Below are 25165 nucleotides of genomic sequence, written 5' to 3' on the forward strand. Positions count from 1 at the left end.
CTTTATCTGTCAAATGAAATTCAAAGATTACTCTCGGAATTTTAAATCTAGTGCATATGCTGCTCCCTATTTAATAAATACTGCAGGCCGGTTGTTAAATTTGATCGGTATGTAACTTGTTTCGTTAAATTATAAATAATGATTTTGTTTTCTAGTCTGCTTTAGTTTCCTGTCTTTGTGATTGGGTATCAGGCCTTGCCTTTCAGAAGTGGAGAGCACAATAAAATATTTCCTGGGGTGTGATAAAGCATGACCGTAGTTGCTGCGCCAATATAATTTTCAGTGAGGCTATGGTTGCCCTGTAAATCATTAGCGTGATAAGTCAGATTTCAAGCAGGTCAGGTGAGTCAGGTAGGTCAGTTTCAATCGTGTTTGTTGGCGTCTACATGCTATATATTAGCTGCATAGACGGCCGCTGATTTTTAATAAAAATTTAGGGGTGTTTTATTTGATTTGGCTTGTAAATGTTCTACCACCTTTGGTGGTGTATGTTTATGCTGTTTAGGTTATATCTTTGATTGTTATACAAAAATTAATTGATTGGCTGGTATTTTTGGTCTTTAAAAATTGATGGTTTGGACGGTCGTGCCGTATATGTTTTTAAGGCTGTAGAAAATTAAGGAACCTCTGAATAATTCCGAGCCAGTTTGGTAGTATTCAGTTATCCGTCAAGACTACGATAGATTATGCACCAAGTCACCTTTGCCGAAGCAGAATATAAGCTAAAGCGCCGTATAACTCGCCGAGAGAAGTTTCTTTCTCAAATGGAAGCCCTCATCCCATGGCAGCGACTAGAGGCTCAGATCACTCCTTGCTATCCACAAGGCAAACGTGGCCGACAGCCATATCCATTAAGTGTCATGCTCCGTATTCATTGCATGCAGCTATTTTATAATCTCAGTGATCCCGCTATGGAGGATGCACTGTATGAAATTGAATCCATGCGTAGTTTTGCTGGATTGACTTTGAGCGGCCCAATTCCCGATGAAACAACGATTCTTAACTTTCGCCACTTATTGGAGCTCAATCAGATTGGTGCAGCGCTTTTTGATGAAATCAACAAGCATCTTGCTGAGAATGGCATGGTACTGCGTGAAGGCACGATTGTAGATGCCACTATTATCTCTGCGCCAACTTCAACTAAGAATAAAAAGAAAGAACGTGATCCAGAAATGCATCAAACAAAGAAAGGCAATCAGTGGCACTTTGGAATGAAGATGCATATCGGGGTTGATGATGTGCTCGGAGTAATACATAGCGTAGATACAACAGCAGCGAATTCGCATGATGTCACAGCCACAGAGCGAGTCCTCCATGGGGAGGAAGGAAGAGTCTGGGGTGACTCTGGGTACATTGGTGCGGAGAAGCGAGAAGAGTTGAAGGAGCGGGAGGTGGATTGGTACATAGCAATGAAGCCGAGCAAGCTGAAAACTCTTCCTGGGCGTGATGCACTCCGTAAGGCGGAAAAGATCAAGGCGCAGATAAGAGCGAAGGTTGAGCACCCCTTTCGCTACATTAAACGGGTATTTGGTTATGACAAGGTCCGCTATCGGGGACTGTTAAAAAATACTGAGCGGCTGTGCTTGCTAGCAGGCTTTACCAACTTACTAATAGGGAGAAAATATTTGGCCACCTAGGGGTGGTTCGCCTGAAACCCGCCTATTTAGGGTTTCAGATGAAAAATTAGCGGGCTATTACGCGAAAATTACGCGCTTGAGCGTAATAAAGTGAATTTTTCAAGCAGTTCAGCTTAATTCTAGAAAAATGCTTCGTTGATCAGAGGGGCCTTAATTGTAAATATATATTTTGCTGTGTTAGGTTTTGTTGGTTCTGCGTTTGTAAATAGGTTATGGCTCTGTTTTTTGATAGGTGCTCTTGTGATCGATAAGGTTAGTGCTTTATGGTGTTAAGTTCTTGTCTCGTGGTTGGGGTTTTATCGTGAGGCTGGATGATTTTTACTTAAATAAATTTGGCTGTTTATTTGTTGGGCGGGTGTATTTTAGGTTGCTCTATTTCTGTGTGCGAAAAACTATTTGGTTGAGCTGAGAAAATAAGAATGAAGCATTCCGTTTTAGCTAAAGGTTATTTACATTTTTTTCTATGTTTATTTTTGCTGTTTTTTATTGGGTCTTCCCGTTATAGCTATGCGTGGGACCCTAGCGGAATGAATTGGTACGACTGGGGAGATAAGGTCAACTTGTCTGTTTCTCCCTCAGGTATAAGCACTAGTGGGAATTTTACGGTCAAGGGAACGTCAAATAGTGATGTTGGATGGGTAGGTATAGGCATGCCAATGCCACCACCACTCGGTCCAGGGAATTGCTTTTTTTATGAAAGTCTGAATCAGGGTGTTTCCTGGAATTTGATATCTAGCAATGAATGTAATTCCAATGTGGGCCGGATAGGTTCTCTTGAGTTTTTTAATAAATCTCTAACGAGGGGCAATGGCAGCTACCAATATAAGTTGGAAATTATAACTGGGTGCAATTCCTATGGGGGATGTGGTGGCTGGCGTCAAACAGTGTCAATTACAGTTAATACTCTGGTTAAGCCAGCGAAAGCAGTAATATCTGATGTTCCAACCGAAAAAGAAGCAGCCAGTGGAATATATACGTTAGGATGGAGTAAGCCTTCTGGAGATGTAAGTAAATATATTTTAGAGGAAAAAGTTGGTAGTTCTGGAGCTTACAACTCTGTAGCTCTTGATACGCCGACTGCACTTTCATATACAACGAATACGGCCAGAGCTAAAGGGAAGACTTATTATTATAAGCTAAAAGCTTGCAATGAAATAGAATGTGCCGATAGCTGGAGTAGTGAGGTTTTCGTCAAGGTTCGTACAAATGAAAATCCTACTATTTCTCTATTAGATTCTCCACACGGTGAAACCCATCGACCAGACCAGCTGCCTACCCTTTATGCACAAGCTTCTGATTATAATGGAATTAAAGAAGTAAATTTTTATAGGGATAATGGGAGTGGCTCTGGGGAATATTTGGTGGGTAAAGCTACCAAAGATAATAATAAGTGTTCTGATTGCTTTAGGGTAAACTGGAATTCAAGCCCTAAAAGTAATTCGGTAAAACTTTGGGCGGAAGCGGAAGATAGTTTAGGAGCAAAAAAAACTACATCCAAAATATCTGTAGCAGTTTTAGATAATACAGCCCCATCAGCTTGGTTAGATTCTCCTCCTTCAACCATCGTACAGTTTGATAATGTGACCTTAATTGCACATGCTCTAGATGATGATGGAACAGTAGATTCAGTGGAGTTCTTGCTCGATGATGCTATTTTAGGGTTAGATAAAACAGCTCCTTATGAGTTGGTGGGTTGGACGCCTGACTACTCTGGAAATTTTCAGTTGCAAGTAAGAGTGACTGATAATGAGGGCTTAAGCGCGAAATCGAACGGAAGCCCATTAACGATCCTAGCTTTAACCCCTCCGCAAGCTCCTTCAATGTTAACAGTTGACGAAGAAGTTGCGCCTATTCCAGATAATACTACAGGAAACTTTGAACTAGAGTGGAATCTGCCGGAAGGTGCAGAGTACTTTCGTTTACAACAATTACAGCAAGGTATTGATAGCGATTTTCAAGAAGTCTCCCTTTCTAACAATAAACTCCCCGGACATTATTTTTCAAACATGGCTACCGGTGATTATAGGTTTCGGGTTTTTGCATGTAATAGAGCGGATTGCAGTGACCAAGCAAGTCCTGAAATTAGTGTATCTGTTGTTAAAGAAGAGCCGCGCTCACCTGCTGGATTAATTGCTACTCCTTACAAAGGAGCGCAAGTTTTTACAGGCAATTACGAGTTAAGTTGGAATGTATGGGATTCTAGTGGTGACGATATACAGCCAAAGTATTATCTGCTTCAGGAAAAAAAATGGAGGTCCAGAAGATCCAACTGACTGGGTAACAGTGAGTAATAACAGCATAAATAATAATTATACGGTGATAGATAAACAGCCGGGTGTATATAGCTACAGAGTAAAAGCATGTAATGCGGTTGGATGTAGTGATTCCAGTCAGATAGTTTCTTTGACCGTGTTGTCCCCAAGGTTGACTGGAGCTGCCCTCTCTTGTGATGATTCTTGTATAGAAATCTTAGGACTAGGGATTGACCCTGAAGCATCGCTTGTGCTTTCTGGTATCCATAATCCAAGTATTGAGCAGACGTTATCTTTCTCTGATTTCGACAGTATTTCTTCTTCTAGAGTTAAAGTGGAACTATCTCCAAACAGTGACATTTACAAAGCTCTTTTTGAATTGGGTGTGAGGGCGTCAATAGTAAATCCAAACAGTAGCCGTGCCGGTATCACTATCTATGGGAATAGAGCCACGGAAATCATTGGGGAAACACAATCAGCCCCAGCACTTGGGAAAGATGGAACCCTTTATGTTGGTGCGGAAAATAATCTATTTGCCTTAAGTTCGATAGACGGCAGTGTTCTGCCCGCATGGCCATTTGAGACCGGTGGAATTATTAAGGCAACACCACGGGTTGATGGTATTGATGGAACTATTTACGTCGGATCGCTTGATCATAGCTTATACGCGATAACTCCTGATGCTAATCAGAAATGGAGATTAGGTACTGGAGGTGAAGTCATTTCATCAGTAGTAATTGATGAAGAAAGAAATCTGTACTTTGGGTCAATGGATGGATTTCTATACGCAGTTAATGCCCCGAATGGCTCGATTAAATGGACCTATCCAGCAGGTTCAGGAATTGCTGAAACCCCCGTTCTCGCGGGTGGAGATTTGATATATTTTACTACAGTTGATGACAGTCAGATCTATGCGCTTCCGCGTAATAACTCAGGTACGGGAAAAATTATTTGGGAAAGTGTTGATGATAGCTTGCTATGGGAGGAAATCGGAGATTGGTATCCAGACTTTTCAAAGAAAGCAGAATTCCTGGCTGTTGCTAGATTGTATCGTGGGCTGTTACAACCCCCTTTGCCGTTAGACAAGAAGGTATTAACTTTTTGGACTTATCAGCTAGTAGGTAAATCTGTCAGCAAAGTTGATATCGCGGAAGCGTTTCTTAATTCCAATACTGGTAAGAGTAATTTCCCTCAAACGCAAAGCAATGAACGTTTCTTAGAATCGTTATATGAACGGATATTTCCCGGTCAATCTCAACCGAACTTCTTGTGGGGGGGGATCTCTTACAGTCAACAAATGCTCCTTGATATGTTAGCAAGTGGGTACTCAAGGGGACAGGTAGCGACTTTATTTACTCAGTCAACGGAATATACCGCCCAAACCAGCCAATTTTTGGGGCTGAGCTTTGATTATTTATATGATCAAGACTATAGCTGGGCAGTAACTGAATGTGATGATGGAGATGAGTATACACGGGATTGTGATGGCGATGGATTACCGGATTGGTGGGAAATCCTTTTCCTTGGCACCACGGAATATGATCCTAGTGATGATCCAGATGGAGATTTCGTAACAATTGGTGACGCGTTTGACCGAAACCTAAGCCCCTGCGCAGCCGGTTGTTACAATGGTATTCCTGATGAGCCACCGTTGCCTGCTGAGGCTCCCGCAATCAGTACTGTCGAGTTGAGAGACTCACAATCAATAGGCTTTCTTGCTGGCGATTTTAAAGTCAGTGAGACTGGCGCATCTACTTACTCTATCCCCATAGAGCTTCCCGTTGGAACAGCCGGTGTGACCCCTGAATTGGCACTCTCTTATTCCAGCCAACGAGGCAACGGTTTAGTAGGACAAGGCTGGAATATTGATGGCCTGTCATCAATTACTCGTTGCCGACAAACATTGTCTCAAGATCAGAAAAATAGTGGGATATCCTGGGGACAAGATGATCGATTTTGTTTAGATGGAGCAAGATTAATACTTGTTTCAGATCATGCTTATGGAGAGCCTAAATCCCAATATAGAACTGAGATTGATACCTATGTATTGATAACGGCCCATGGGGGTATTACTGGAAGCCCTCTTTACTTCACTGTTGAGGGTAAAGATGGGTCTATAAGATATTATGGGCATGGAAATAAATCTCATCAAGAATATAGTGGACTTGGAACGTTGAGTTGGATGGTGAGTCGTTTTGAGGATAGCGCTGGGAATGGGATTGATTACATATATGCTACAGATAAAGGCCATCGTATTCGTGAAATACAGTATGCTTTTGCAGGAGGAGGGTTGCCTGAAGCACGAGTAGCATTTGAATATGAAGATAGAATGGATGTGGTTAATGGGTATTACGCTGGAGCATACTTTTCTAGTGAAAAACGTTTAACTGAAATTAGTATATTGGGATCTAATGGGGAATCTTTATTTAGTTATGAATTAGACTATTTAGATACAGGACATGATTATTTAAGTAGAGTGGAACGAATTAGGAAGTGTTCGAGTGGGTTTTGCCTGCCGGATACTGTTTTTGATTGGCACCTATTAAATAGGGACTTTGACCCAGATTACTCAAGAGCAATCACACTAAGTAGCCAACGAGATCGTACGGCACTATCACCTCGCCCATCCGATATAAACGGTGATGGGAATATGGATATAATTTGGCAGGAGCCAGACTGGGATGATGATGGAAGAATTCACGATCAGTATTTTAAATATGTTCTTAGTGATGGTAATGGATATGGAAGTGAGAAGTTAGCCTTCAAGTATGGAGAGGATCTATCTAGCCCATATCAGTGGGAGATGATTGATTACAACGCAGATGGCCGTTCGGATTTGGCTATCTATGTTCGAGAGCGCGGTCATTGGGTACTCCATATCAGCCAGGCCGACTCGATAAGTGGTGAATGGAGCTTACCTCCTTCGTCATTGCAGCCATTAGAACTTCCTATAACGGAGGAAAATACTCGCTTTATTGACATTAATGGAGATGGATTGGTTGATGCGGTTAGCGCAAGTGGATATCGGCTTTTACAGCGGGACACAAGTGCATCGGAGTCATCAAGAATCTTCTATCATTTCGGCGATCATGTTGACTGGAGCATAGTTGGCCTCGAATCTTGGTCAGGGATTGATGAAACTCGAGAAAGCACTTCACTTTATTTGGATCCGCAGGCATTGGGTGACTTTGATGCAGACGGACAAGTAGATCTGGTGCTGGTTAATACCAAACAAAAGTGGGATTCGGTAATTGACCCGATTACACGAGAAACACCAGAGCTAGAGTCGGTGCATGCTCGTTTCTACCTGGCGCTAGTTAAAGATAGCAAATTAATACTGAATCAAAAGTTATTTGATTTTCAGCAGTCTGATGGTTTTAAAGGGGATAGTAGAAAGTTTGAGGCTTTGCCAAATGAAAGGCATGGGTATCTTAATAAATCCATGCAAACTGTCGATATTAATTCAGATGGGATCGTTGATTTATTTATTCGGGACGAAAATCAAGTTTCGTATCAACTAAATACCGGTATTGATTTTGGGGGATACGTCAGCTTAGGGAGTTATGAGCAAGAGGATGATTTTAATTGGTTTGATTTTGAGGGCGACGGAGATCTGGATTTAATTATCAGGCAGCCAGGAAAATATATGGGGAGCTTATATTTGAGGCGCTGGGAAGAAAGGTCAAACAAGTATTTAAGCCCAGAGACATTTAAACATTCATATATATTTCCGGAAGGAAAGGATTTCTTCGTAGATATGAATGGTGATGGCGTTACTGATCATGCCGAGTTCTTGGGTAATATTCTTCATTTGTACTTATCGCCAAATAGTAAGGTGGCACCAAATGTTATTAATGAAATCACCAATGGGCTTGGAGCAAAAACTACGATTGAATATAGCTCTACATCTTCGAGTGCACACTATGCTCAGTTAGCAATTGGAACTCAGTTAGATAATTACTGTGATGAAGAAAGTAATAATTCTACTATTACTAAGGACTGGTGTTTAACGTATAAAGCATCAGATCTCAACGGTTTTTACACGGCTACTAACGGCGATTGGAGTGAAGATAATACACTTGGGAGATCTTCTGTGGTTATGGATATGAAGGGCCCCCAATTCCTAGTCACTCGTGTAGAAAGTACGGCTCCAGCCGCTGGTAGTAGTCCGGGTCTGGTCGATATTACAGCAACTAGCGCTGTTAGCTATTTTTATGGTCGGGGGCGAATGCAAGCGGGTGGGCGAGGCTATCTTGGCTTTGAAAAAGTGCAAACGCTAGATGAGCAGTCTGGTGTTACGACCACAACGACTTATCGTCAGGACTTCCCGTATATCGGTTATCCGGTTTTTACGGAGCAGCGTACGCGGGAAGGTATGTTGATGAGTGAAGCAAAAAATAACTGGAATCTTAATGGATGGCAGTCAAATTGGCCGCAGATTTCAATATCCAATGGCACAGCTGCTCTTGGAGCCTTACAGCCTTATATTTCTGAAAGTATAGAAAAGGTTTATGAGTTCAAAAACAACGGTCAGGTACAAGGGCAGCTTCTAAAAACAGTAACTACCGTAAATGAACAGGATGAGCATGGCAATGCCAAGCGTATCTATGTTGTTATCGATGCACCTAGCGGGGATAATTTTTCAACAGAAACATTAAATGAGTATGGTGAAGGCCAGGAAATTAGCTTTAATAACCCTGATCACAATCTTAGTGGTTATGCTGAATTAGGGCGCCTGACTAAGACAGAAGTTATTCATAGTCGAGTTGAATCTGGTGAATCTCATCAGGCGACACGTAAGAGTAATTTTACTTACTATGATAGCGGTAGTGAGGCGGGATTATTGCGTAGTGAAGTAGTTGAGCCAGATAATGGTGGTTCAGATTCACTGGAGTTGCGTTTGACATCTAACTATGAATATGACCACTTTGGAAACAAAGTTCTTATCGAGCAAATACCGGACAATGAAGAGAGGCGTTTACAGCGTTGGGTTTATGTTAATGGCCGTTTTTTAGCTCGTGAAGAAAATAGTTATGGTCAAACAATAATGTCTGTGCTCGAGCGTAACCAATTAGGCCAACCTACATTAGTTAAAGATATCGCCGGTGTAGATACCTATTCGACTTACGATGTCTTTGGGCGCAAAGTTCTTGAGTATAGTGTTACAGGTGCGCATAAGATCAATCTACTTGCCTGGGCAGGTGAGCAATGTCCCAACAGTGCTATCTACCAGGCAGTGGAGCGTATTGCTGGTGGAGGTAAGTCAATAACCTGCTTTGATGGGCTATCTAGAGAAGTACGCAAGGCTAACATTGGTTTTGATGGTAATTGGAACTATCTAGATACTGAATATGACAACCTTGGCCGTATCAAGCATAAATCAGAACCTTATCAATCTGGTGATGTTAGATATTGGAGGGCTCAGTTCTATAATTTGGCAGGGAGGGTAATCGGTTCTAATTTGCCAGGTATTGACAGTTCCAATGGCACTGCCTTTGACTTGGCAATTGTGTATGATGGCTATACTACGATAACAATAAACCCTATAGGCCAGGTTCACCGAACTACAAGCAATGCGGCTGGAGAAACCGTACGAGTGGAAGACAACCTTGGTAATGTGCAGGAGTTCAAATATGATGCCCAGGGTAATCAGCGATTCGTTATCAACCGTGGATATGGCTCAAGGAATATTGTCACGGAAATTCAATATGACCTACTCGGTCGTAAAACATCAATGTCAGATCCGGATAAGGGTGTTTGGTTCTATAGGCACAATGCTTTTGGTGATTTAGTTCATCAGACAAATGCTGAAGACCAGGTCGTAGTGAGTCATTATGACCGGATTGGACGTCTAATTGAACGTAATGATATTGACATCAATGGGAATACTGTAGAGACGACAGAGTGGCGCTATAACAATAGCATGGAAACGGATGGCTATGGGACTCCGCCCGCTGCGATTAGGGAAGTAGAAGCATTTAATTCTGGTTATATTGAATTGCACGGTTACGATAAATTTGGTCGACGGAGTGAAAAGATAACTAGTTTTTCTGAAGGGGATGATCACTTTGAGAAAAGTAATTATGATCAGTATGGCCGACCATTCCAGATATTTGATGCTGGCGGTGTCGGTGATTGGAAGAGCAGTGCTATTCAGTACAAATATAATGATTACGGTTATCTTGAGCAAGTAGTGGACGCCGAAAGAGTAAATCTTGCCGCTGTCGAAGAGTTTTATACCGTATTGAGAATGGATGCCCGTGGAAATGTGACCGAGTTTAGGACCGGTAATGGCGTTATTACGGAAAAGATATTTGCACCAGCCAATGGCCGTCTAACCAACCAAGTTGCGCATATTCTCGGAGTTCAAACTATTCAGGACCTCACATACTTTTGGGATGATTTAGGCAACCTTAAATACCGTGTAGACCGTAGTGGTGATAAAAATCTGCGTGAAGATTTTGTTTACGATGAATTGAATAGGCTGAAGCAATCCCAAGTCAGTGGGCGGGATACGTTGGAAATGGAGTATGACGATTTGGGAAATATTATCTATAAGTCAGATGTTGGCGAGTATCGTTACGGCAATGAATGCGCTCAAGCTTTTGGACCTAACGCAGTATGTGAAACTACGGATGGGGTCAGCTACGAATATAATCGAAATGGTAGCATGATCAGTGACTCTAGTGGGCGTTCATTGAAGTACACCACTTTTGATAAGCCTTCGGAAATCACCAAGGATGGTCATAAAACTGAGTTTTTGTATGGCCCAGAGCGTAAGCGTTACCTTCGCAAGGATATCGCTAAGAATGGGCAAATTGCTGAAACCCGTTATATCGGTAATGTTGAGAAAGTCACTCAAGGAGGTAATACCGAAATCAAGCGTTATTTGCCTGGCGGTGCATTGGTAACGATATCTTCTACGGGACGCCAGAGCCGCTATATTCACAAGGATCACCTTGGGTCTCTCGATGTAATTACAGATAGCTTGGGGCAGATTGCAGAGGATGAAAACGGAAACAAACAGCAATTTAGTTTTGACGCCTGGGGCCAGCGTCGTAGCGCCTTGGATTGGGGAACACTACTGAGTTCTGAGCTTACTGGCTTTGCTACAGAAATAACGACTCGTGGTTTTACTGGCCATGAAATGCTGGATCAAGTTGGTCTGATCCACATGAATGGCCGTATATACGACCCGCGTTTAGCGAAGTTTCTTCAAGCAGACCCTTTTGTGCAGGAACCGAAGTATAGCCAGTCCTACAACCGTTACGCCTATGCTTGGAATAATCCACTAAATGCGACTGACCCAAGTGGGTATATAGTGCAAATGTTTGCGGCAGCTTTACTGGTTGCTTTTGAGGCAAAATCAATTTGGACAATTGCACTTGTGATGGCGGCTGCTGCATTTACAGATGCGATGCTACAAGGAGCTAGTTTTAAAGACGCGGCTAGAAGTGGTCTTATAGCGGGGGTTTCTGCTGCGGCATTTGCCGGCATCGGTCGGGGTCTCAGGGCTAATTATCCTGGAACATTCGCGGCCAAACTCTCTAAGGAGGGATTCGCGTTAAAGGTTGCTCTGCATAGTTTAACTGGCGGCGTCATGGCGAAATTACAGGGGGGACATTTTGGGAACGGATTTGTGTCAGCGGGCTTTACGGCCTTGGCAACAGCTTATAATAACTCGGCATATATTGGCGGGGATGGTCCTAGCATTTTTAGAATTGCTATTGCTGCTGTGCTTGGTGGGACTGTTTCTAAGTTGACGGGAGGAAAATTTTCTAATGGAGCTATTAGTGCTTCGTTCAGTCAGGCTTTAAATCATGAGGCTGGTGAAGCAAAAACTAACAAAAGATATTTAATTGTTGTGGCAGAGACAAGCAAAGATGGACGAAACTTTTCTAGAGCCGCTGAGTCGCTAGCGATAGATCTCGAGGCTGCCGGTTACACCGTAGATATAGTTCACGTGAATACAATTGACGAGTTTAATGTGGCTATAAGTACGGGTGGAAAAATTTATGGGATGACAATGCTTGGCCATGGTTTTGGTTTGGGGGGGGCAGTTACTTTGGATTTTTACAGTAGGGCGTCGAATGCAAATATTACTCCAGACAATATCGCGTCACTAAATTTTTCTAATTTTTCTGGAGGTGCAGTTGTAGATATTCGACATTGTAACTCAGGAATGGTTTCTGAAGACTGGGGCATTTTTGCCAAAAGCCTACATCAAGTATCAGGTCTGAGAACTATTGGTTACACCGAAGGGCTTTCTTTTAGGGGGCCTGATATGAAGTACTTAATTGGAGATGGAGTTAGGCCCCCATCCACCGGAAACATTTATCTTGTTCCGAATCCAGGTACCGAGCAGGTGAAATATGGATTTTAGATTATTGCTTTTTGGTATATTGTTAATTTTATTTGTTCGTGAGGTCGAAGCTGGAGGTAAGTCTCGCTTTAGTGTCGGGGAAGGTTTCTGTATGGATCTTAGGTCGGGCGGAAACTTGGCAGTTAAAGATTTAGATAGGAAGTTGGATTTTGTTGGTGTATATGCGGTTCCATGTCTAGTTCCTCTTTTGGGGGAGGAAGAAAAGATTCGTGTTAGCCATGGTAAAAATATTTTTAATATTACTCTGTCGGAGTTATCTAATTTTCTTTTGTATTCGATAAAAGTGGACCTTGAAAATAAGGGGGTGGTTGAAGTGGAAAGCTATGAACAGCTTTTCTTACGTCAGTATTCATGTTTTCCTTGTGAGGAAGATAAAGAGGATTATATTCGATTCTTCAAACCCTTCATATTTCAAAAAATCAATCTAGAGGAATCTCTAGGTGTGTCATTTGATAGATTTGATGAGTATAGGTCGCTACTTGGAGAAAAGTGATGTTTTTTTGAATTTAAGCTCCTGGAGAGGTTGTGAGGTGTTTTATTTGTACTAGCAGAGATATATTGATGTGATGTTGAGTCTATTTATCTGTATAGCATTTTCAAATGTGAGGGTTTGTTGTAGTTTGGCGGTTTATGTGGGTGCCGTATTAAATTTGAGCTCTCAAACTTTAGGCTAAATTTCATTTTTATATATTTTTAGTTAAGTTTCTAGTTCTTGGCTTTTGGTGTTGAACGCACCAAGCAAGATTCAATGTTGATCATGATTGGGGTGGAAAATGGGTTTTTCTCTTCTGTATCCTAGTGGATTTAGGTTCGGCCTGGGGGTAACTACAATTTTATGCATCCTTACCTCGAAGTCAATACTGGCAGCGTTGCCCCCCAGCATGCAGTTTGAATCACCAGTAGATAAATCTCTAGTAGTAAACCGTTTCCCAGATTTCAGTATAAAGCTGGAGAATACCCAAGGTCTGTCTGATCTCCGTCTAAGAATTGGCAGAAATGGCTTACCTGAAAGCAACTGTTTGATCGATGAAGATTTGAGTATGGCTTTTTGCTCTTTGGCGATTAGCCTTTCTGACGGCTGGCAATCTATACAAGTCTGGTTGTTTGATGGCAGTGACCTTCTAGATGAGATTGAGATCTCCATAGCCGTAGATGAAGATAATGACAAGATCCCAAACCACGAAGATAAATGTTCAGGAACACTAGATCCACTAGCCGCAGATTTAGATGGATGTAGCCCTATTCAGCTAGATAGTGACGGGGATGGTATATCTAATGTAGATGAGTTTCTTCAGATATTACCGGCAATAAATATGCTTCTTGCCTCTTCCGATCAGATGCCTGAAGTGCCTGAACCCATAGAAAATGCGATCGAGGATGGATTATTTTTTGAATCTCCAGTTCATAAGTCATTAGTTAGTACAGATAAACCGTCACTAAGATTGAGGGCTAGTTCTGGTCCGGATTTAGATGGCGCCTTATTGACAGTTTCTGTGGCGAGTAATGATGCCGCCTGTAGTTTTGACACCACAACTGGTGTCGGTAAATGTGAATTAGCTCATTCTATTGGTGATTATTGGGTAGATGTCGAAGCCAGCCTATTTAAGTCTGATGTCCTTATATCTCGTAGTGTTATTTCAATCGCGGCAGACTTTGATGAGGATGGTATTGCAAACTTTGAAGATCACTGTTCATTTACCAAGCTTCAAGAGCAGGCAAATAGCTTGGGCTGTGGCCCTTCTCAAATTGATTCAGACTTTGATGGGATTTACGATTTAGAAGAAATCGCAGTTGGTAGTGATCCATTTGATATGAACAGTTATCCCGCAATAAATATTGATTTTTTCACAGCCTTGCCAGAACAAGTTTCGCGGGCGGGTGATAGTGTTGGATTGAGCTGGTCTGTTACTGGGGCCACTTCTATTTCTTTGAGTAACGATGCAAATGATTTGTCTTTTAGTCAGTTGTCTAATGAAGGGACCGCGCGTGTTGCTCCTCAGTTCGCTACAACGTATATGATTTCAGCTAAGGGACCAAGTGGTAGTGCTAGTAAAGAGGTTGAAGTTTCCGTTTCGATTTCTGTACCTGAGAACCAATGGGATGAGTCCCCCATAGATCAAGTTGAAGATGCAATTAGCGCCTCGTTAACTGTTACCGAAAATGGAACGGTATTTTTGGGAGCTTTTGATAATAATTATTATCGATTCACACCCAGTGGTGATCTAGATTGGACTTTGGAAAACCTCGGAATAGTGATGAATAAAGCTGCAACTTTTGGTGGATCCATTTATGTGGGTACAAACAATGCTTCTGGTGGGAGTGTTGTTGCATTGGGAGCTGATAAAACTACAAAGTGGAAGAATGAAATGGCAGATGGAGTGATCGCGGGTCCTGTACTTAATGACGATGGAAGTGTCCTCTATGTTGTCACTTATAATGGCTCTGTATTTGGTCTAGATACAAATAGTGGTGATGAAGTTTGGAGTTATCAGTTGCCGGAAAGCGAGACAATTAGCGCTACCCCAGCACTTAGTGAAGATGGATCTATCTTATTTGTGCACGGAAATACTCATAATGTATATGCGCTGAAGGTCGGTACAACCTCGTCGATGATGTCACAGAATTCTCAGATGATGCTTAATAGTGATTCAGCGGGTGATAACCAAATGCAAATAGATGGGCCATTAATTTGGCAAAGTGATATTGGTTTGGATGATGAATGAGTAGGATTAACTGGGTCGGTTTTAGCTAAGACTTTGTTTTGACGTTTGGGCAATGCCATCAAATCTGGCAGTTCTCTTTGTCAATAAGATGTGTAAAGTTTGAGCAAACTAATTCGTTTCATCTTTATTTATGTGTAGTTCACTTAATCGTTCTACTATCTAGGTAAGAAACAAGTGTGCCACTACATCCGAGGGAGTCAGCTAGTGCTAGCTAGCTGTCCTAGTGTATGGGTGGCTAATTTTTTTGAATGAGATTCCCAGATTTTTCTAGCTTAAGGTTCATGAAGTCTTCGGCTAAATACAGCTGCCCTTTATATACGGACTGAGCTTCGTTTCTGATCGTCTCAATTGAGCAATCTGCATCGATATCTTTTTGATAGCGTGTACTAAAGTGGGTGAGAACTAAGTTAGGTATTGAAAGACTTTCTGCAAATGAAGCTACTTGGGTGGAGTAGCTATGCCCCACATGCCTTGCTTTTACAGCCATTTTTTTTGCATAGGTTGATTCGTGCACTAAAACGCTGCTATTAATACAGGTATCATTTAATAACTGCGGGTTATCATTATCCCCGCAAATTGTTACTTTTCGTGGAGACCTTGGCTTCAGAACGAAGTCGGTTGCAGCGTATGTCTCACCTTGATGGATGACATCGATACCGGCCTTTAGTTTTCCCCATAGGGGCCCTTTGGGGATACCAGCAGAAATTAGTCTCTGCGTATCAAGAGTAACCTCAATATTTCTTTCAGTAAAACTATATGCATAGGAAGGAACCCTGTGAGAAAGTTGTGCAGTGTCAATAGTGAATTGCCCGATGTCTACTTGGGGTAGATCTTCTACAGGAATGAAGCCGAGCGCAAATGGGAAATAGAGTTCGGTGATTCTTTGAGTTGATAGAAGCCACTCATAAACGGCTCGAGGGGCAATAAGTGTCAGTGGTGCTGTTCTTCGTTGCATTCCTGAGCTACCAAGTAGACCAGGGAGTCCGTAGCAGTGATCGCCATGCTTATGGGTGATAAAGATTGCACTTAGCCTATTTAGTGATAAGTTTGTATGTAGAATCTGCTGCTGGGTACCTTCCCCACAGTCGATCAAATACCAGTTCTTTCCCAGGCTTTCTATTAGCCCAATACCAGAAACATTCCTCTGCTTGGTCGGAGTGCCTGATGATGTCCCCAAAAACAGTATTTCCACTTAGTCGCTACCTGATTGTTTAGCAATATTGAAGATTACGCTGGCTAGGGGTCTTCCTGAGCTTTGGCTTTGATTAACTTCTGATTGATAAGTAGTGTAGAAGATGAAAAAAGCTATTGACCTCAAGTTAGGTTTAGGTATTAAGCTCTTGTCTATTGATTATGAGCCCGGATTTTGAGGAGACAATCGAGATGAGTACCCCTGGTATTAACTTGCAGCAATATTTAGACCGTATTAATTTTGATGGAACCCCGGGTGCTAACTTGCAGTGTCTACAGCTGTTGTTGACCCAGCACGTCCGTACGATTCCATTCGAGAACGCCACTTCATTTTTGGGAAGCCCCGTGGATATTGAGTTGGAATCTATTGAGGCCAAGTTGGTACAACAAAAACGTGGAGGTTATTGTTACGAGCAAAATGCCTTATTAGGGGCAGTGTTAGGGCAAATCGGTTTTAAAGTTACGAACCTCGCCGCACGGATACTGTGGCAAATGCCGATAGGGCATCAACCCGCTCAGTCGCATATGATTCTGATGGTGGAGCTTGAGGGTACACGCTTCCTGATAGATGCGGGATTTGGAAGTAACACTTTGACTGCACCACTCAATTTAGACTCCAGTGATCGTCAGAGCGCACCGCACGGTGTTTACCGCTTTACTTTAATAGATGATGAGTACCTGTTAGAGGTTACAACCGATAGTGGTTGGCAACCTATGTACAGCTTTGACTTGAAACCTAAAACTCATGGCGATTATAAAATTGGTAGTTGGTATTGTTCAACGCACCCTAAATCCAGGTTTGTAGAGCACTTGATTGTTGCTCGGTCTTTCCCAGAGGGGCGGCATACACTTTTCAATAGACAGTTAAGCTATCAACCACTTTTAGGCTCCAAGAGTGTTGTCATGTTAGCGGATGTTGATGAGCTTCGGGCTACTTTACTTGATATCTTTGGGATAGAAGTGCCGGCTGGCAGAGAAATTGATCAAAAGTTAGGCCGGATATTTGAGTCAGACGGCATAGCGGAGCGAGTCATATGAAGAGGGTAGGTGTTGTTTACCATTCTGTATCTGGCTGCAGTAAAGTTCTTGCGGAGTCCGTGGTGGAGGGGGTTAACACGCTAGAGAAGTGTATTGGTGTTGCCCTTGAGATTCAGGGAGAGAGCATTCGTCACGGGCGTTACGAAGACCAGTCATTATTAGCTCAGTTGGATCAATGTGAAGCCATAGTAATGGGTTCGCCGACCTTTATGGGTACTGTCTCCGCTCAATTCAAAGCATTTATGGATGCAGCAAGTGAACGCTATGGAGATCGGTGCTGGCTGGATAAGTTAGCTGCAGGATTTACTGTTGGTAGTAATTTTAGTGGTGATCAGCTAGGTACCATCAGGACTCTACAGGTCTTTGCTGCACAAATGGGCATGTTGTGGGTTCCCCTGGATATTCTACCGAGTCAAGATTCCCTGGGTAGAAACCGGGGTGGTTGTCAGTCGGGCTTGGTAGCTGTCGCTGAGGGAACTGGTGAAATTCATCAGTTGGACCGACTCACAGCCGTACATTTAGGTCGTCGAATCGCAGGCTTAGCACTACGAACTTCCGATTTTAGGACCACGCTTCTTGACTAGCTTTTTGCTGTCCAAAAGTAGGCTGCTGATGCAGCCTATGATGACGATAATCCCGATTAGCTGAAATCCAGCTTGGTAATTGTAGAATTGCTGTGTTGGTTGTGGAGCAAAGTCAAAAAGTCTGGCTAATAAATCGCTGAGGGAGCGGATATAAGCGAACTCTATATCTTGATCAAGTGAGAGCCCTATGAGGGTTTGAATTACCCCTCCTAAAACAAAGCCCCCAGTTACAATAAGGGCAGAGGCAATGGCGTGCGCCTTTTCAGGAAGTTCAGATTGTACTATCGAGAGAGATAGAATTGAGCTGCTGAGGCCAAATCCTAAGAGAAAATTTGCCGTCAAAGTCCAGGAGTCCGACAAGTGAATACTCAGTAAAGCTGTGACAGCAATAATTGAGAGGAAACTAAAAGTTCTCGCTGGAATTACATAATCTCCCCGATAATGAGACCAAGCACCGACAATAAAGCTGCCGATAATGATACCCGTTGAAATCATCGCATTGAGTAGGGCACTTTCTCTGGATGTTTCACGAAAAAAATCAACTTGGAACTGTATATTCCATAAATCAGAGTAGGCGATAATTACGCCGAAAAGGCAGGAATAGAAGGTGAGGGCCAGCCAAAAAGCTCTTGATTTGAAGCATGAATTTAGCTTGTCAAATTGAGTGGCTTTTTTGGCAGAGAGTTCATGGGAAGAGTTTTGATTGCTGCCAATTAAAATAAATAGCAGCACAGCAAGACAAATAAAAAATATCGCTGCGATGAAGTAGGGCTCCCGGAATGAGACTTCGGTATCTAACAAACCGATAAGTAATGAGAGTGAAGCTGCTGCGAAATTAGCTAGTCCTTGGCTAACAGCGGCCATTAGTGAAAACTTATTAGGTAAATCCCGTCCGATAACATAGATAACTCCCAAGAAGCTACTGGATAATCCAAGTGCGACTAAGAGCTGCCCTGTAAGGGCTGTTCCGAAAGAATGACTGCTGGCAAAAATTACACAGCCGCTAGCGGCGAGGGCGGCTGAGATACTCAGTAAATACCGTGGACTTATAGGGCCCAATAGTGAGCCAAGTGTCAGTTGACCAATAGAATAGGCGACAAAGTAATATCCTCCCAGCATCCCTAAGCTTTGATGGTTGAGATTGAGTTCTTGAGTGAGGCTAGGTGATAGTAGGGCAAATAGGATTGAGTTGGTTACGCTGGCGCTGAAAAATATGACTGCAACTGTCCAAGACGCGTAGCGGAAGTGTTTCTGCCCCATAGGCTTTTCTTTATCGGTGTCTATTGCCACGTCTCGGCCTTGGGCTTCACTCCTCAGCTCCTGCTTATGATTGCAGCGACCAATAGGGATAAAGCGCTAGGGTTTTAAATGGATATGAAACAAGTCGCATTAGATAGATCTTAGAGCAATTAGGAGCCGTAGCCCGAACACAAGTAGTTGATAGTAAGCAGGATTGAAATCGATCAGGCAGCTAGGTTTGATCAAAGTATCGCCAACGGCTGTTGAAGTTGAATGCTATTTACTAGGCGGTGCCGTATCGAGGAGCTTTAATAGACCCTTTATTTAAAAGAATGCACTTACAAAGTCGTTACCATATGATTTCATCTCCCCAATAGAAACATTCCGTGGCTCGTTATCAGGTGGAAGGGATGTGAGTGGCGTGAACGCTGTTGGCATCTTGAAACTAGAGGTGAGATCCTGCTTCGGGACTGGGCTTTAATGAGTATCCAACCTTGGCAATCGATGGTGGCCCATGCGTCGAAAGTCTTTCTTGGCTAGCCGTATTAATGCCGTCAGTGATGGCGTTTTTGCCATTGCTATGACGCTGTTGGTTTTTAATATCCAGATTCCCGATCTGGAGGATATAAAGCCCGGCGAGGATTTCCACAGCAATATTCTTCAGCAGTTGCCCCATTTTTTTTCCTGGATACTGAGCTTTGCGATTCTCTGTCGGCTATGGCTTACCCACAATCATCTGATGTCGGACCACCAATTTAAATCGGTTGCCTTTACCAGTTTTAACTTTTTGCTATTGGGGGCGGTGGCGTTTATTCCTTTTCCAGCAAGTTTGATGGGGGAATATCCTGACCAGGTTTGGTCAGTGATCTTATTGTCAGCAAGCTATGCGGTGGCCGCTATAGCAATTGCGGGTATGTGGTGTGTCGCTGCCAATCGAACGAACGTATCCGCGCACCGTGTACTAGTGGTCAGCATGGTGATGTTGTGTACCAGTATCCTGGCGTGCTTGTTGACCCTTTTCAATCCCTATTGGGGGCTTGGGCTTTGGATAGTGTATGTGTTGGGGATAGCGCCTTTGGCTCACTTTGTCGAGAAGCGCTATGTCCCTGCAGAGAGTTGAGGTGGGGCCGGGCCTGCCATATGGTTGCTGGTGGCAGGCCTCAAAATGGTCAAATCAGGCTGCGCACCATTTTGATATGGGGAATTCCCGCTTCGTAAAACACGTCGCCTTCCACCTCAAACCCAGCCTGCAAGTAAAACCCCTCAGCATGTTGCTGTGCATGTAAATGGACTTGCTGAAAGTTTTGTTCCTTCGCCCGCTCACAGATGGCCTGCAATAGCCGGGCCCCGATGCCGCATCCGCGTGAAGATTTCTGTACAGCCATACGACCAATTTTTCCGCCTTGGGTGAGGCGCCCGGTGGCAACCGGTGTTGTTTCGCGGTAGGCGAGGAAGTGCTGGGATGCCTCCTCTTGATCATCCCATTCCAGGTCTGCGGGTACCTGTTGTTCCTGCACAAAAACGGCCTCGCGTATTGAGCGAATTGCCTCTCGGTCAGTATCCCAATCCGCTAGGCGTATAGCTACTGGCATCTCAGAAATCCTCAGGAGGGTAGATCAGGGTGCCCTGTGCAACCAGCTGATCGAGAAGGCCGCTGTCTTCCGCTATTTCCGGGAAGGCTTCGATATCATCCCAGGAAATTTCATGGGATTCAGCAAACTGCTCGGCAAACGCCAAGGGGCAGGGGAAGGCTTCACCATCAACAAACAAAGTGGCTGGCTCGCGGCAAAAGGCGGTGCGGGAAGCGGGATTTAAAACCAGTTGTGCCCCCTGGGGCATTTGTTCGCGCCAGTCTGCAGCGTCGTCAGCGTCCAGGGCGACAGTATCCGGGTATTTTGCTTCGGTCATAATTGCGCCAAACCACTGGGCGATTTTCTCCGGCTGCTGCAGCCATTTGCCGAGCTGTTGTTGCAGGCGGGCAACAGAGGCGGGGTCAATTTCCGCTGGGTTTTTCGCCACTTCAGCACCGGCATCGGTGTATCGCTGGCTGTCCGGCAAATCCATAGCGACTTCAGCGGCGAGATCTTCGAGGATCGCCGCGGCGGAAGGCGCGCGGAAACCAATAGAGATCGTAGTGCACCCACCTTCGGCTATTCCCCAATGGCTGTATTGGGGCGGCAAGTAAAGCATATCGCCGGGCTCTAGTACCCAGCTGTTTTCTGCTTCGAAATCTTTCAGGATATTGAGGGGCGTTCCTTCCAGGCGGGGATTGCTTTCATCCACCTTGGGGCCTTGTTGCCACAAACGCTTGCCTTCGGCCTGGAGAAGAAACACATCGTAGTGATCGTAGTGGGGACCAACGCTGCCCTTATCGGCGGCGTAACTGATCATCACATCATCCAGCCGCCAGTCGGGGATAAAGCGGAAGAAATCTTTTAGTTCAGCAATTTCTGACATCCACTGATCGACAGCTTGTACCAGCAGGGTCCAGTGGGTTTTAGGGAGGGAGAGAAAATCCTCTTCAGTGAATGGACCGGTGCGCAGCTCCCAGGGGCCACTTTCACCATTTTCCAATACCAAGCGAGACTCGACCGCTTCCTCCAGGGCCATACCTGCGAGTTCTTCACCCGAGATGGGTGATTCAAAGTTGGCGAAAGCATTGCGTATCAGCAGGGGTTTCTGCTGCCAGTAGTCGCGCATAAAAACTTCGATGGGCATGTCGCCAAGATGGGTAAGGGGGCTGGCCACGGTAACTCTCACTGTCAGAAGGCTGGGGTTGTATCTGGATATTCTGAGGTTCGAAAACTATCCAGCGTACTTTTGTATTTCTTAAAAGATGACCAGCCGCGCTGGGTGCGGCTGGTAGCTGGGCTCGATTAAATTTTGCGAGCCTGTTCCACGGCGTTACCGATATAGGATGCCGGAGTCATTTCCAGCAGATCGCTCTTGGCCTCTGCGGGAATCTCCAGGTTCTCGATAAATACTTTCAGGGTTTCACGGGTGATGCCCTGGCCACGGGTAAGGGCCTTCAGTTTTTCGTAAGGCTCTTCAATGTTGTAGCGACGCATAACCGTTTGGATCGGCTCTGCCAATACTTCCCATGAATTATCCAGGTCTTCCGCTAGGCGCTCGCGGTTGATTTCCAGTTTGCCCAGGCCTTTCATGGTGGCGGCATAGGCAATGGCGGAATAGCCTGCACCCACCCCCATATTGCGCAGCACGGTGGAGTCTGTCAGGTCGCGCTGCCAGCGGGATACTGGAAGTTTGGCTGCCAAGTGCTGGAATACGGCGTTGGCGATACCCAGGTTGCCTTCGGAGTTTTCGAAGTCAATGGGGTTAACTTTGTGCGGCATGGTGGAGGAGCCAACTTCACCGGCAACGACTTTTTGCTTGAAGTAACCCAGGGAGATATAGCCCCATACATCGCGGTCAAAATCGATCAGGATGGTGTTAAAGCGGGCAACAGCATCGAACAGCTCAGCAATGTAGTCGTGGGGCTCGATCTGGGTGGTGTAGGGGTTCCAGCTAAGGCCCAGAGAAGAAATGAATTCTTCAGCATTTTGCTCCCAATCAATATTGGGATATGCAGACAGGTGAGCGTTGTAATTACCTACCGCACCGTTAATTTTACCTAGCAGCGGCACCGCTTTAATCTGGGCTACCTGGCGGCGCAGGCGCGCGGCCACGTTAGCAAGTTCTTTACCAACAGTAGACGGGCTGGCAGTCTGGCCGTGAGTACGGGACAGCATGGGTACGTCGGCAAAGTCCTGGGCCAGGCCTACGATAGCTTCAATCAGGGCTTCCATCGCAGGCAACATGACGTTGTCGCGGCCAGCGCGAAGCATCAGGGCGTGGGATAGGTTATTGATGTCCTCAGAGGTGCAGGCAAAGTGTACGAATTCACTCACTTTTGCCAGCTGGGCGTTGCTGCTGATTTTATCCTTGAGGAAGTATTCAACCGCTTTTACATCGTGGTTGGTGGTGCGCTCGATTTCCTTGATGCGCTCAGCATCTTCCAGGGAGAAGTCGGCCACAATGCTGTCGAGCAGCTTGTTGGCAGCTTCGTCGAACTGCTCAACTTCGGCGATCTCTTTATGTGCGGAAAGTTTTTGCAGCCAGCGTACTTCCACTTCAACGCGGGCGCGGATCAGGCCGTATTCACTGAAAATTTCACGCAGGGGGGCAGTCTTGCTCTCGTAGCGACCATCAATAGGGGATACCGCTGTGAGTGCGGAAAGCTCAACTGTCATAGTAAATCTCCGGGATTAGTGTTCTATAGATTCGATATGTGCGATCAATTCGTTGGTCGCATTCAAAAGCTTTTTGCGCTGGAACAGAAGGTGCAGGCGACGCCCACCCAACTGTCGCCATAGAGTTGCCGAGCGGATGCCGGCAAATAGCATGGAGCGAATTTGATTGGCGATACGCTGCTGTTGCAAGTAATTGAAGTCACCCAGTACTTGAATCCGGAAGCGGAAGGTACCTAGCGTATCGCTGTAGATGCTGGCGAGGTTGGAAAATACATTCTCGTGAGTCAGCTCGAAGTGCTCTGCTTGAGTCTTGGCCTTATCCAATCGGCTGCCAATGATTGATAGCAGGTCATTATTCTTGCTGAGTTGTCGCTGCAGGTAGATCACCGAGAGGGCGTAGCGTAGACCGTCGGTATATTCCGGGTGTTGCCGGGTCTTTAGTATTTGCTGCGATACTTTTAAACCGGGCAGCAGCTTGTCTGCACCGGCGAATATATCTTCAGTGCGATCAGGGTTTAGCTGGAAGAGGCTATATACCCCGGTTTCCAGCTGTTCCTGCGGTGCAGAGCCTGTTTTGGCCAGGCGCTCCACCAGTGTTGCGGATTGGAATATTCCTGCCAGTGCCAGTGCCTGATCCCGCCAGTTATTCAAAATTACTCCTTAATCTTTCTTGTATTTTTCCGGTACTGCGGCGCCAACTCCCGTGGCTTTCTCGATCACCGCACCACCGAGACAGGTTTCTCCATCGTACAGTACCAGAGATTGTCCCGGTGTGATTGCGCGTTGTGGCTCGTCGAACTCTACAACCAAATTGCCATTATCCTGCAGGTGCACGGTGCAATCCTGATCTGGTTGGCGATAGCGGGTCTTGGTCTGGCAACGGAATGTTTTGCCCGGTGCTGCGCCATTAATCCAGTGGGTCTGTGTTGCTTCCAGCCCCGTTGCATAAAGCAGGGGGTGGTGTGCACCCTGGGCCACAATCAATACATTGCGCTCCAGGTTTTTTCCGACAACGTACCAGGGCTGTTCGCCTGCACCTTTGACGCCACCAATACCGAGCCCCTGGCGCTGGCCAATGGTGTGGTACATCAGGCCCGCGTGGCGCCCCATGACTTCACCCTCTGGGGTTTCCATATCGCCCGGCTGGGCGGGCAGGTACTGCTCGAGGAAATCCTTGAAGCGGCGCTCGCCGATAAAGCAGATGCCGGTGCTGTCTTTCTTGTTGTGGGTGATAAAGCCGTTTTCTTCAGCGATACGGCGAACCTCGGGCTTCTCCAGCTCCCCTAAGGGAAAGAGCGAGCGGGCAAATTCGGCTTCTCCCACCGCGTGCAGGAAGTAGCTCTGGTCTTTGTTACCGTCGAGGCCCTTCAATAAATAGGTGCGGCCATCGATATCGCGGCGACGGGTATAGTGCCCGGTGGCTATTGCATCGGCACCCAGCACTTCGGCGTACTCAAGAAAGACCTTAAATTTGATTTCCCGGTTACAGAGGATATCCGGGTTGGGAGTGCGCCCGGCTTTATACTCTGCCAGGAAGTACTCGAATACGTGATCCCAGTACTCCGCAGCAAAATTGGCGGTGTGCAACTTGATGCCCAACTTCTTACAAACTGCCTGGGCATCCGCCAGGTCCGCCTTGGCAGTACAGTATTCTGTGCCGTCGTCTTCATCCCAGTTTTTCATAAACAGGCCTTCCACTTGATAGCCCTGCTGGATCAGCAGGTGTGCGGCTACAGAGGAATCCACACCGCCGGACATACCGACGATGATGCGCTTTGGCTGTTTGTTGTGGGTGGAATCAGGCATAAGAAGGACAGTCACTACTTCACTGGTATGAAAGGGGGGCGAATTTTACCTGCGAACGCCCC

Annotated in this window: 15 protein-coding genes; 8 read left to right on the forward strand and 7 right to left on the reverse strand. The window is 45.1% G+C overall.

Going from position 1 to position 25165, the window contains the following annotated elements:
• Positions 1-686: 686 nt before the first annotated feature.
• From ACJJIQ_RS06650 to ACJJIQ_RS06670, 5 genes are all read left to right on the forward strand, one after another.
• Entirely contained in the window at positions 687-1637 is a 951-nt protein-coding gene (locus ACJJIQ_RS06650) for an IS5 family transposase (protein WP_445362188.1), read from the forward strand.
• A gap of 419 nt (positions 1638-2056) precedes the next feature.
• Positions 2057-3910 (forward strand): Ig-like domain-containing protein, encoded by a 1854-nt coding sequence (locus ACJJIQ_RS06655; protein ID WP_445364087.1) that lies wholly within the window; start codon positions 2057-2059, stop codon positions 3908-3910.
• Positions 3843-12272 (forward strand): RHS repeat-associated core domain-containing protein, encoded by an 8430-nt coding sequence (locus tag ACJJIQ_RS06660; RefSeq protein WP_445364088.1) that lies wholly within the window; start codon positions 3843-3845, stop codon positions 12270-12272. The genes ACJJIQ_RS06655 and ACJJIQ_RS06660 overlap by 68 nt, the downstream gene beginning before the upstream one ends.
• Positions 12262-12765, forward strand: a complete 504-nt coding sequence (locus ACJJIQ_RS06665; RefSeq protein WP_445364089.1) for a hypothetical protein — start codon at positions 12262-12264, stop codon at positions 12763-12765. The genes ACJJIQ_RS06660 and ACJJIQ_RS06665 overlap by 11 nt, the downstream gene beginning before the upstream one ends.
• A 280-nt stretch (positions 12766-13045) precedes the next feature.
• Positions 13046-14995, forward strand: coding sequence for a BamB-related PQQ repeat family beta-propellar protein (locus ACJJIQ_RS06670; RefSeq protein WP_445364090.1), 1950 nt, complete (start codon positions 13046-13048; stop codon positions 14993-14995).
• Between the two features lie 235 nt (positions 14996-15230).
• On the opposite strand, the gene ACJJIQ_RS06675 is transcribed toward ACJJIQ_RS06670, so the two are convergent.
• Positions 15231-16187, reverse strand: coding sequence for an MBL fold metallo-hydrolase (locus ACJJIQ_RS06675; RefSeq protein ID WP_445364091.1), 957 nt, complete (start codon positions 16185-16187; stop codon positions 15231-15233).
• Positions 16188-16378: 191 nt separating this feature from the next.
• Between ACJJIQ_RS06675 and ACJJIQ_RS06680 the strand changes: the two genes are divergently transcribed.
• Positions 16379-17224, forward strand: coding sequence for an arylamine N-acetyltransferase family protein (locus ACJJIQ_RS06680; protein ID WP_445364092.1), 846 nt, complete (start codon positions 16379-16381; stop codon positions 17222-17224).
• The gene (locus ACJJIQ_RS06685) at positions 17221-17808 is read left to right on the forward strand and encodes a flavodoxin family protein (protein WP_445364093.1); all 588 of its coding nucleotides are present in this window, start codon (positions 17221-17223) and stop codon (positions 17806-17808) included. Before ACJJIQ_RS06680 ends, ACJJIQ_RS06685 begins: the two co-directional genes overlap by 4 nt.
• On the opposite strand, the gene ACJJIQ_RS06690 is transcribed toward ACJJIQ_RS06685, so the two are convergent.
• Positions 17770-19098, reverse strand: a complete 1329-nt coding sequence (locus tag ACJJIQ_RS06690) for an MFS transporter (protein WP_445364094.1) — start codon at positions 19096-19098, stop codon at positions 17770-17772. The two genes, ACJJIQ_RS06685 and ACJJIQ_RS06690, sit on opposite strands and share 39 nt — an antisense overlap.
• Before the next feature lie 463 nt (positions 19099-19561).
• Between ACJJIQ_RS06690 and ACJJIQ_RS06695 the strand changes: the two genes are divergently transcribed.
• Positions 19562-20167: a TMEM175 family protein gene (locus ACJJIQ_RS06695; RefSeq protein ID WP_444908093.1), complete on the forward strand. Its 606-nt coding sequence runs from the start codon at positions 19562-19564 to the stop codon at positions 20165-20167.
• Between the two features lie 49 nt (positions 20168-20216).
• On the opposite strand, the gene ACJJIQ_RS06700 is transcribed toward ACJJIQ_RS06695, so the two are convergent.
• The 5 genes from ACJJIQ_RS06700 to mnmA form a co-directional block, all read right to left on the reverse strand.
• Entirely contained in the window at positions 20217-20639 is a 423-nt protein-coding gene (locus ACJJIQ_RS06700) for a GNAT family N-acetyltransferase (protein WP_445364095.1), read from the reverse strand.
• A 1-nt stretch (position 20640) separates the two neighbouring features.
• Complete coding sequence (locus ACJJIQ_RS06705; RefSeq protein ID WP_445364096.1) at positions 20641-21795, reverse strand: JmjC domain-containing protein; 1155 nt, start codon at positions 21793-21795, stop codon at positions 20641-20643.
• Positions 21796-21923: 128 nt separating this feature from the next.
• Entirely contained in the window at positions 21924-23297 is a 1374-nt protein-coding gene (purB, locus tag ACJJIQ_RS06710) for an adenylosuccinate lyase (protein ID WP_445364097.1), read from the reverse strand.
• 15 nt (positions 23298-23312) lie between these two features.
• Positions 23313-23951: a high frequency lysogenization protein HflD gene (hflD, locus tag ACJJIQ_RS06715; protein WP_413665869.1), complete on the reverse strand. Its 639-nt coding sequence runs from the start codon at positions 23949-23951 to the stop codon at positions 23313-23315.
• A gap of 6 nt (positions 23952-23957) precedes the next feature.
• On the reverse strand, positions 23958-25103 hold the full coding sequence (gene mnmA / locus ACJJIQ_RS06720; RefSeq protein WP_445364098.1) for a tRNA 2-thiouridine(34) synthase MnmA: 1146 nt from the start codon (positions 25101-25103) through the stop codon (positions 23958-23960).
• Positions 25104-25165: the final 62 nt, after the last annotated feature.

This window comes from Microbulbifer maximicatervae (SeqCode) (assembly GCF_052468295.1).

Coding starts and splice junctions, on each gene's coding strand:
- ACJJIQ_RS06650 (WP_445362188.1), top strand. CDS start 687: ATGCACCAAGTCACCTTTGCCGAAGCAGAATATAAGCTAAAGCGCCGT.
- ACJJIQ_RS06655 (WP_445364087.1), top strand. CDS start 2,057: ATGAAGCATTCCGTTTTAGCTAAAGGTTATTTACATTTTTTTCTATGT.
- ACJJIQ_RS06665 (WP_445364089.1), top strand. CDS start 12,262: ATGGATTTTAGATTATTGCTTTTTGGTATATTGTTAATTTTATTTGTT.
- ACJJIQ_RS06670 (WP_445364090.1), top strand. CDS start 13,046: ATGGGTTTTTCTCTTCTGTATCCTAGTGGATTTAGGTTCGGCCTGGGG.
- ACJJIQ_RS06680 (WP_445364092.1), top strand. CDS start 16,379: ATGAGTACCCCTGGTATTAACTTGCAGCAATATTTAGACCGTATTAAT.
- ACJJIQ_RS06685 (WP_445364093.1), top strand. CDS start 17,221: ATGAAGAGGGTAGGTGTTGTTTACCATTCTGTATCTGGCTGCAGTAAA.
- ACJJIQ_RS06695 (WP_444908093.1), top strand. CDS start 19,562: ATGCGTCGAAAGTCTTTCTTGGCTAGCCGTATTAATGCCGTCAGTGAT.
- ACJJIQ_RS06700 (WP_445364095.1), bottom strand. CDS start 20,639: ATGCCAGTAGCTATACGCCTAGCGGATTGGGATACTGACCGAGAGGCA.
- purB (WP_445364097.1), bottom strand. CDS start 23,297: ATGACAGTTGAGCTTTCCGCACTCACAGCGGTATCCCCTATTGATGGT.
- mnmA (WP_445364098.1), bottom strand. CDS start 25,103: ATGCCTGATTCCACCCACAACAAACAGCCAAAGCGCATCATCGTCGGT.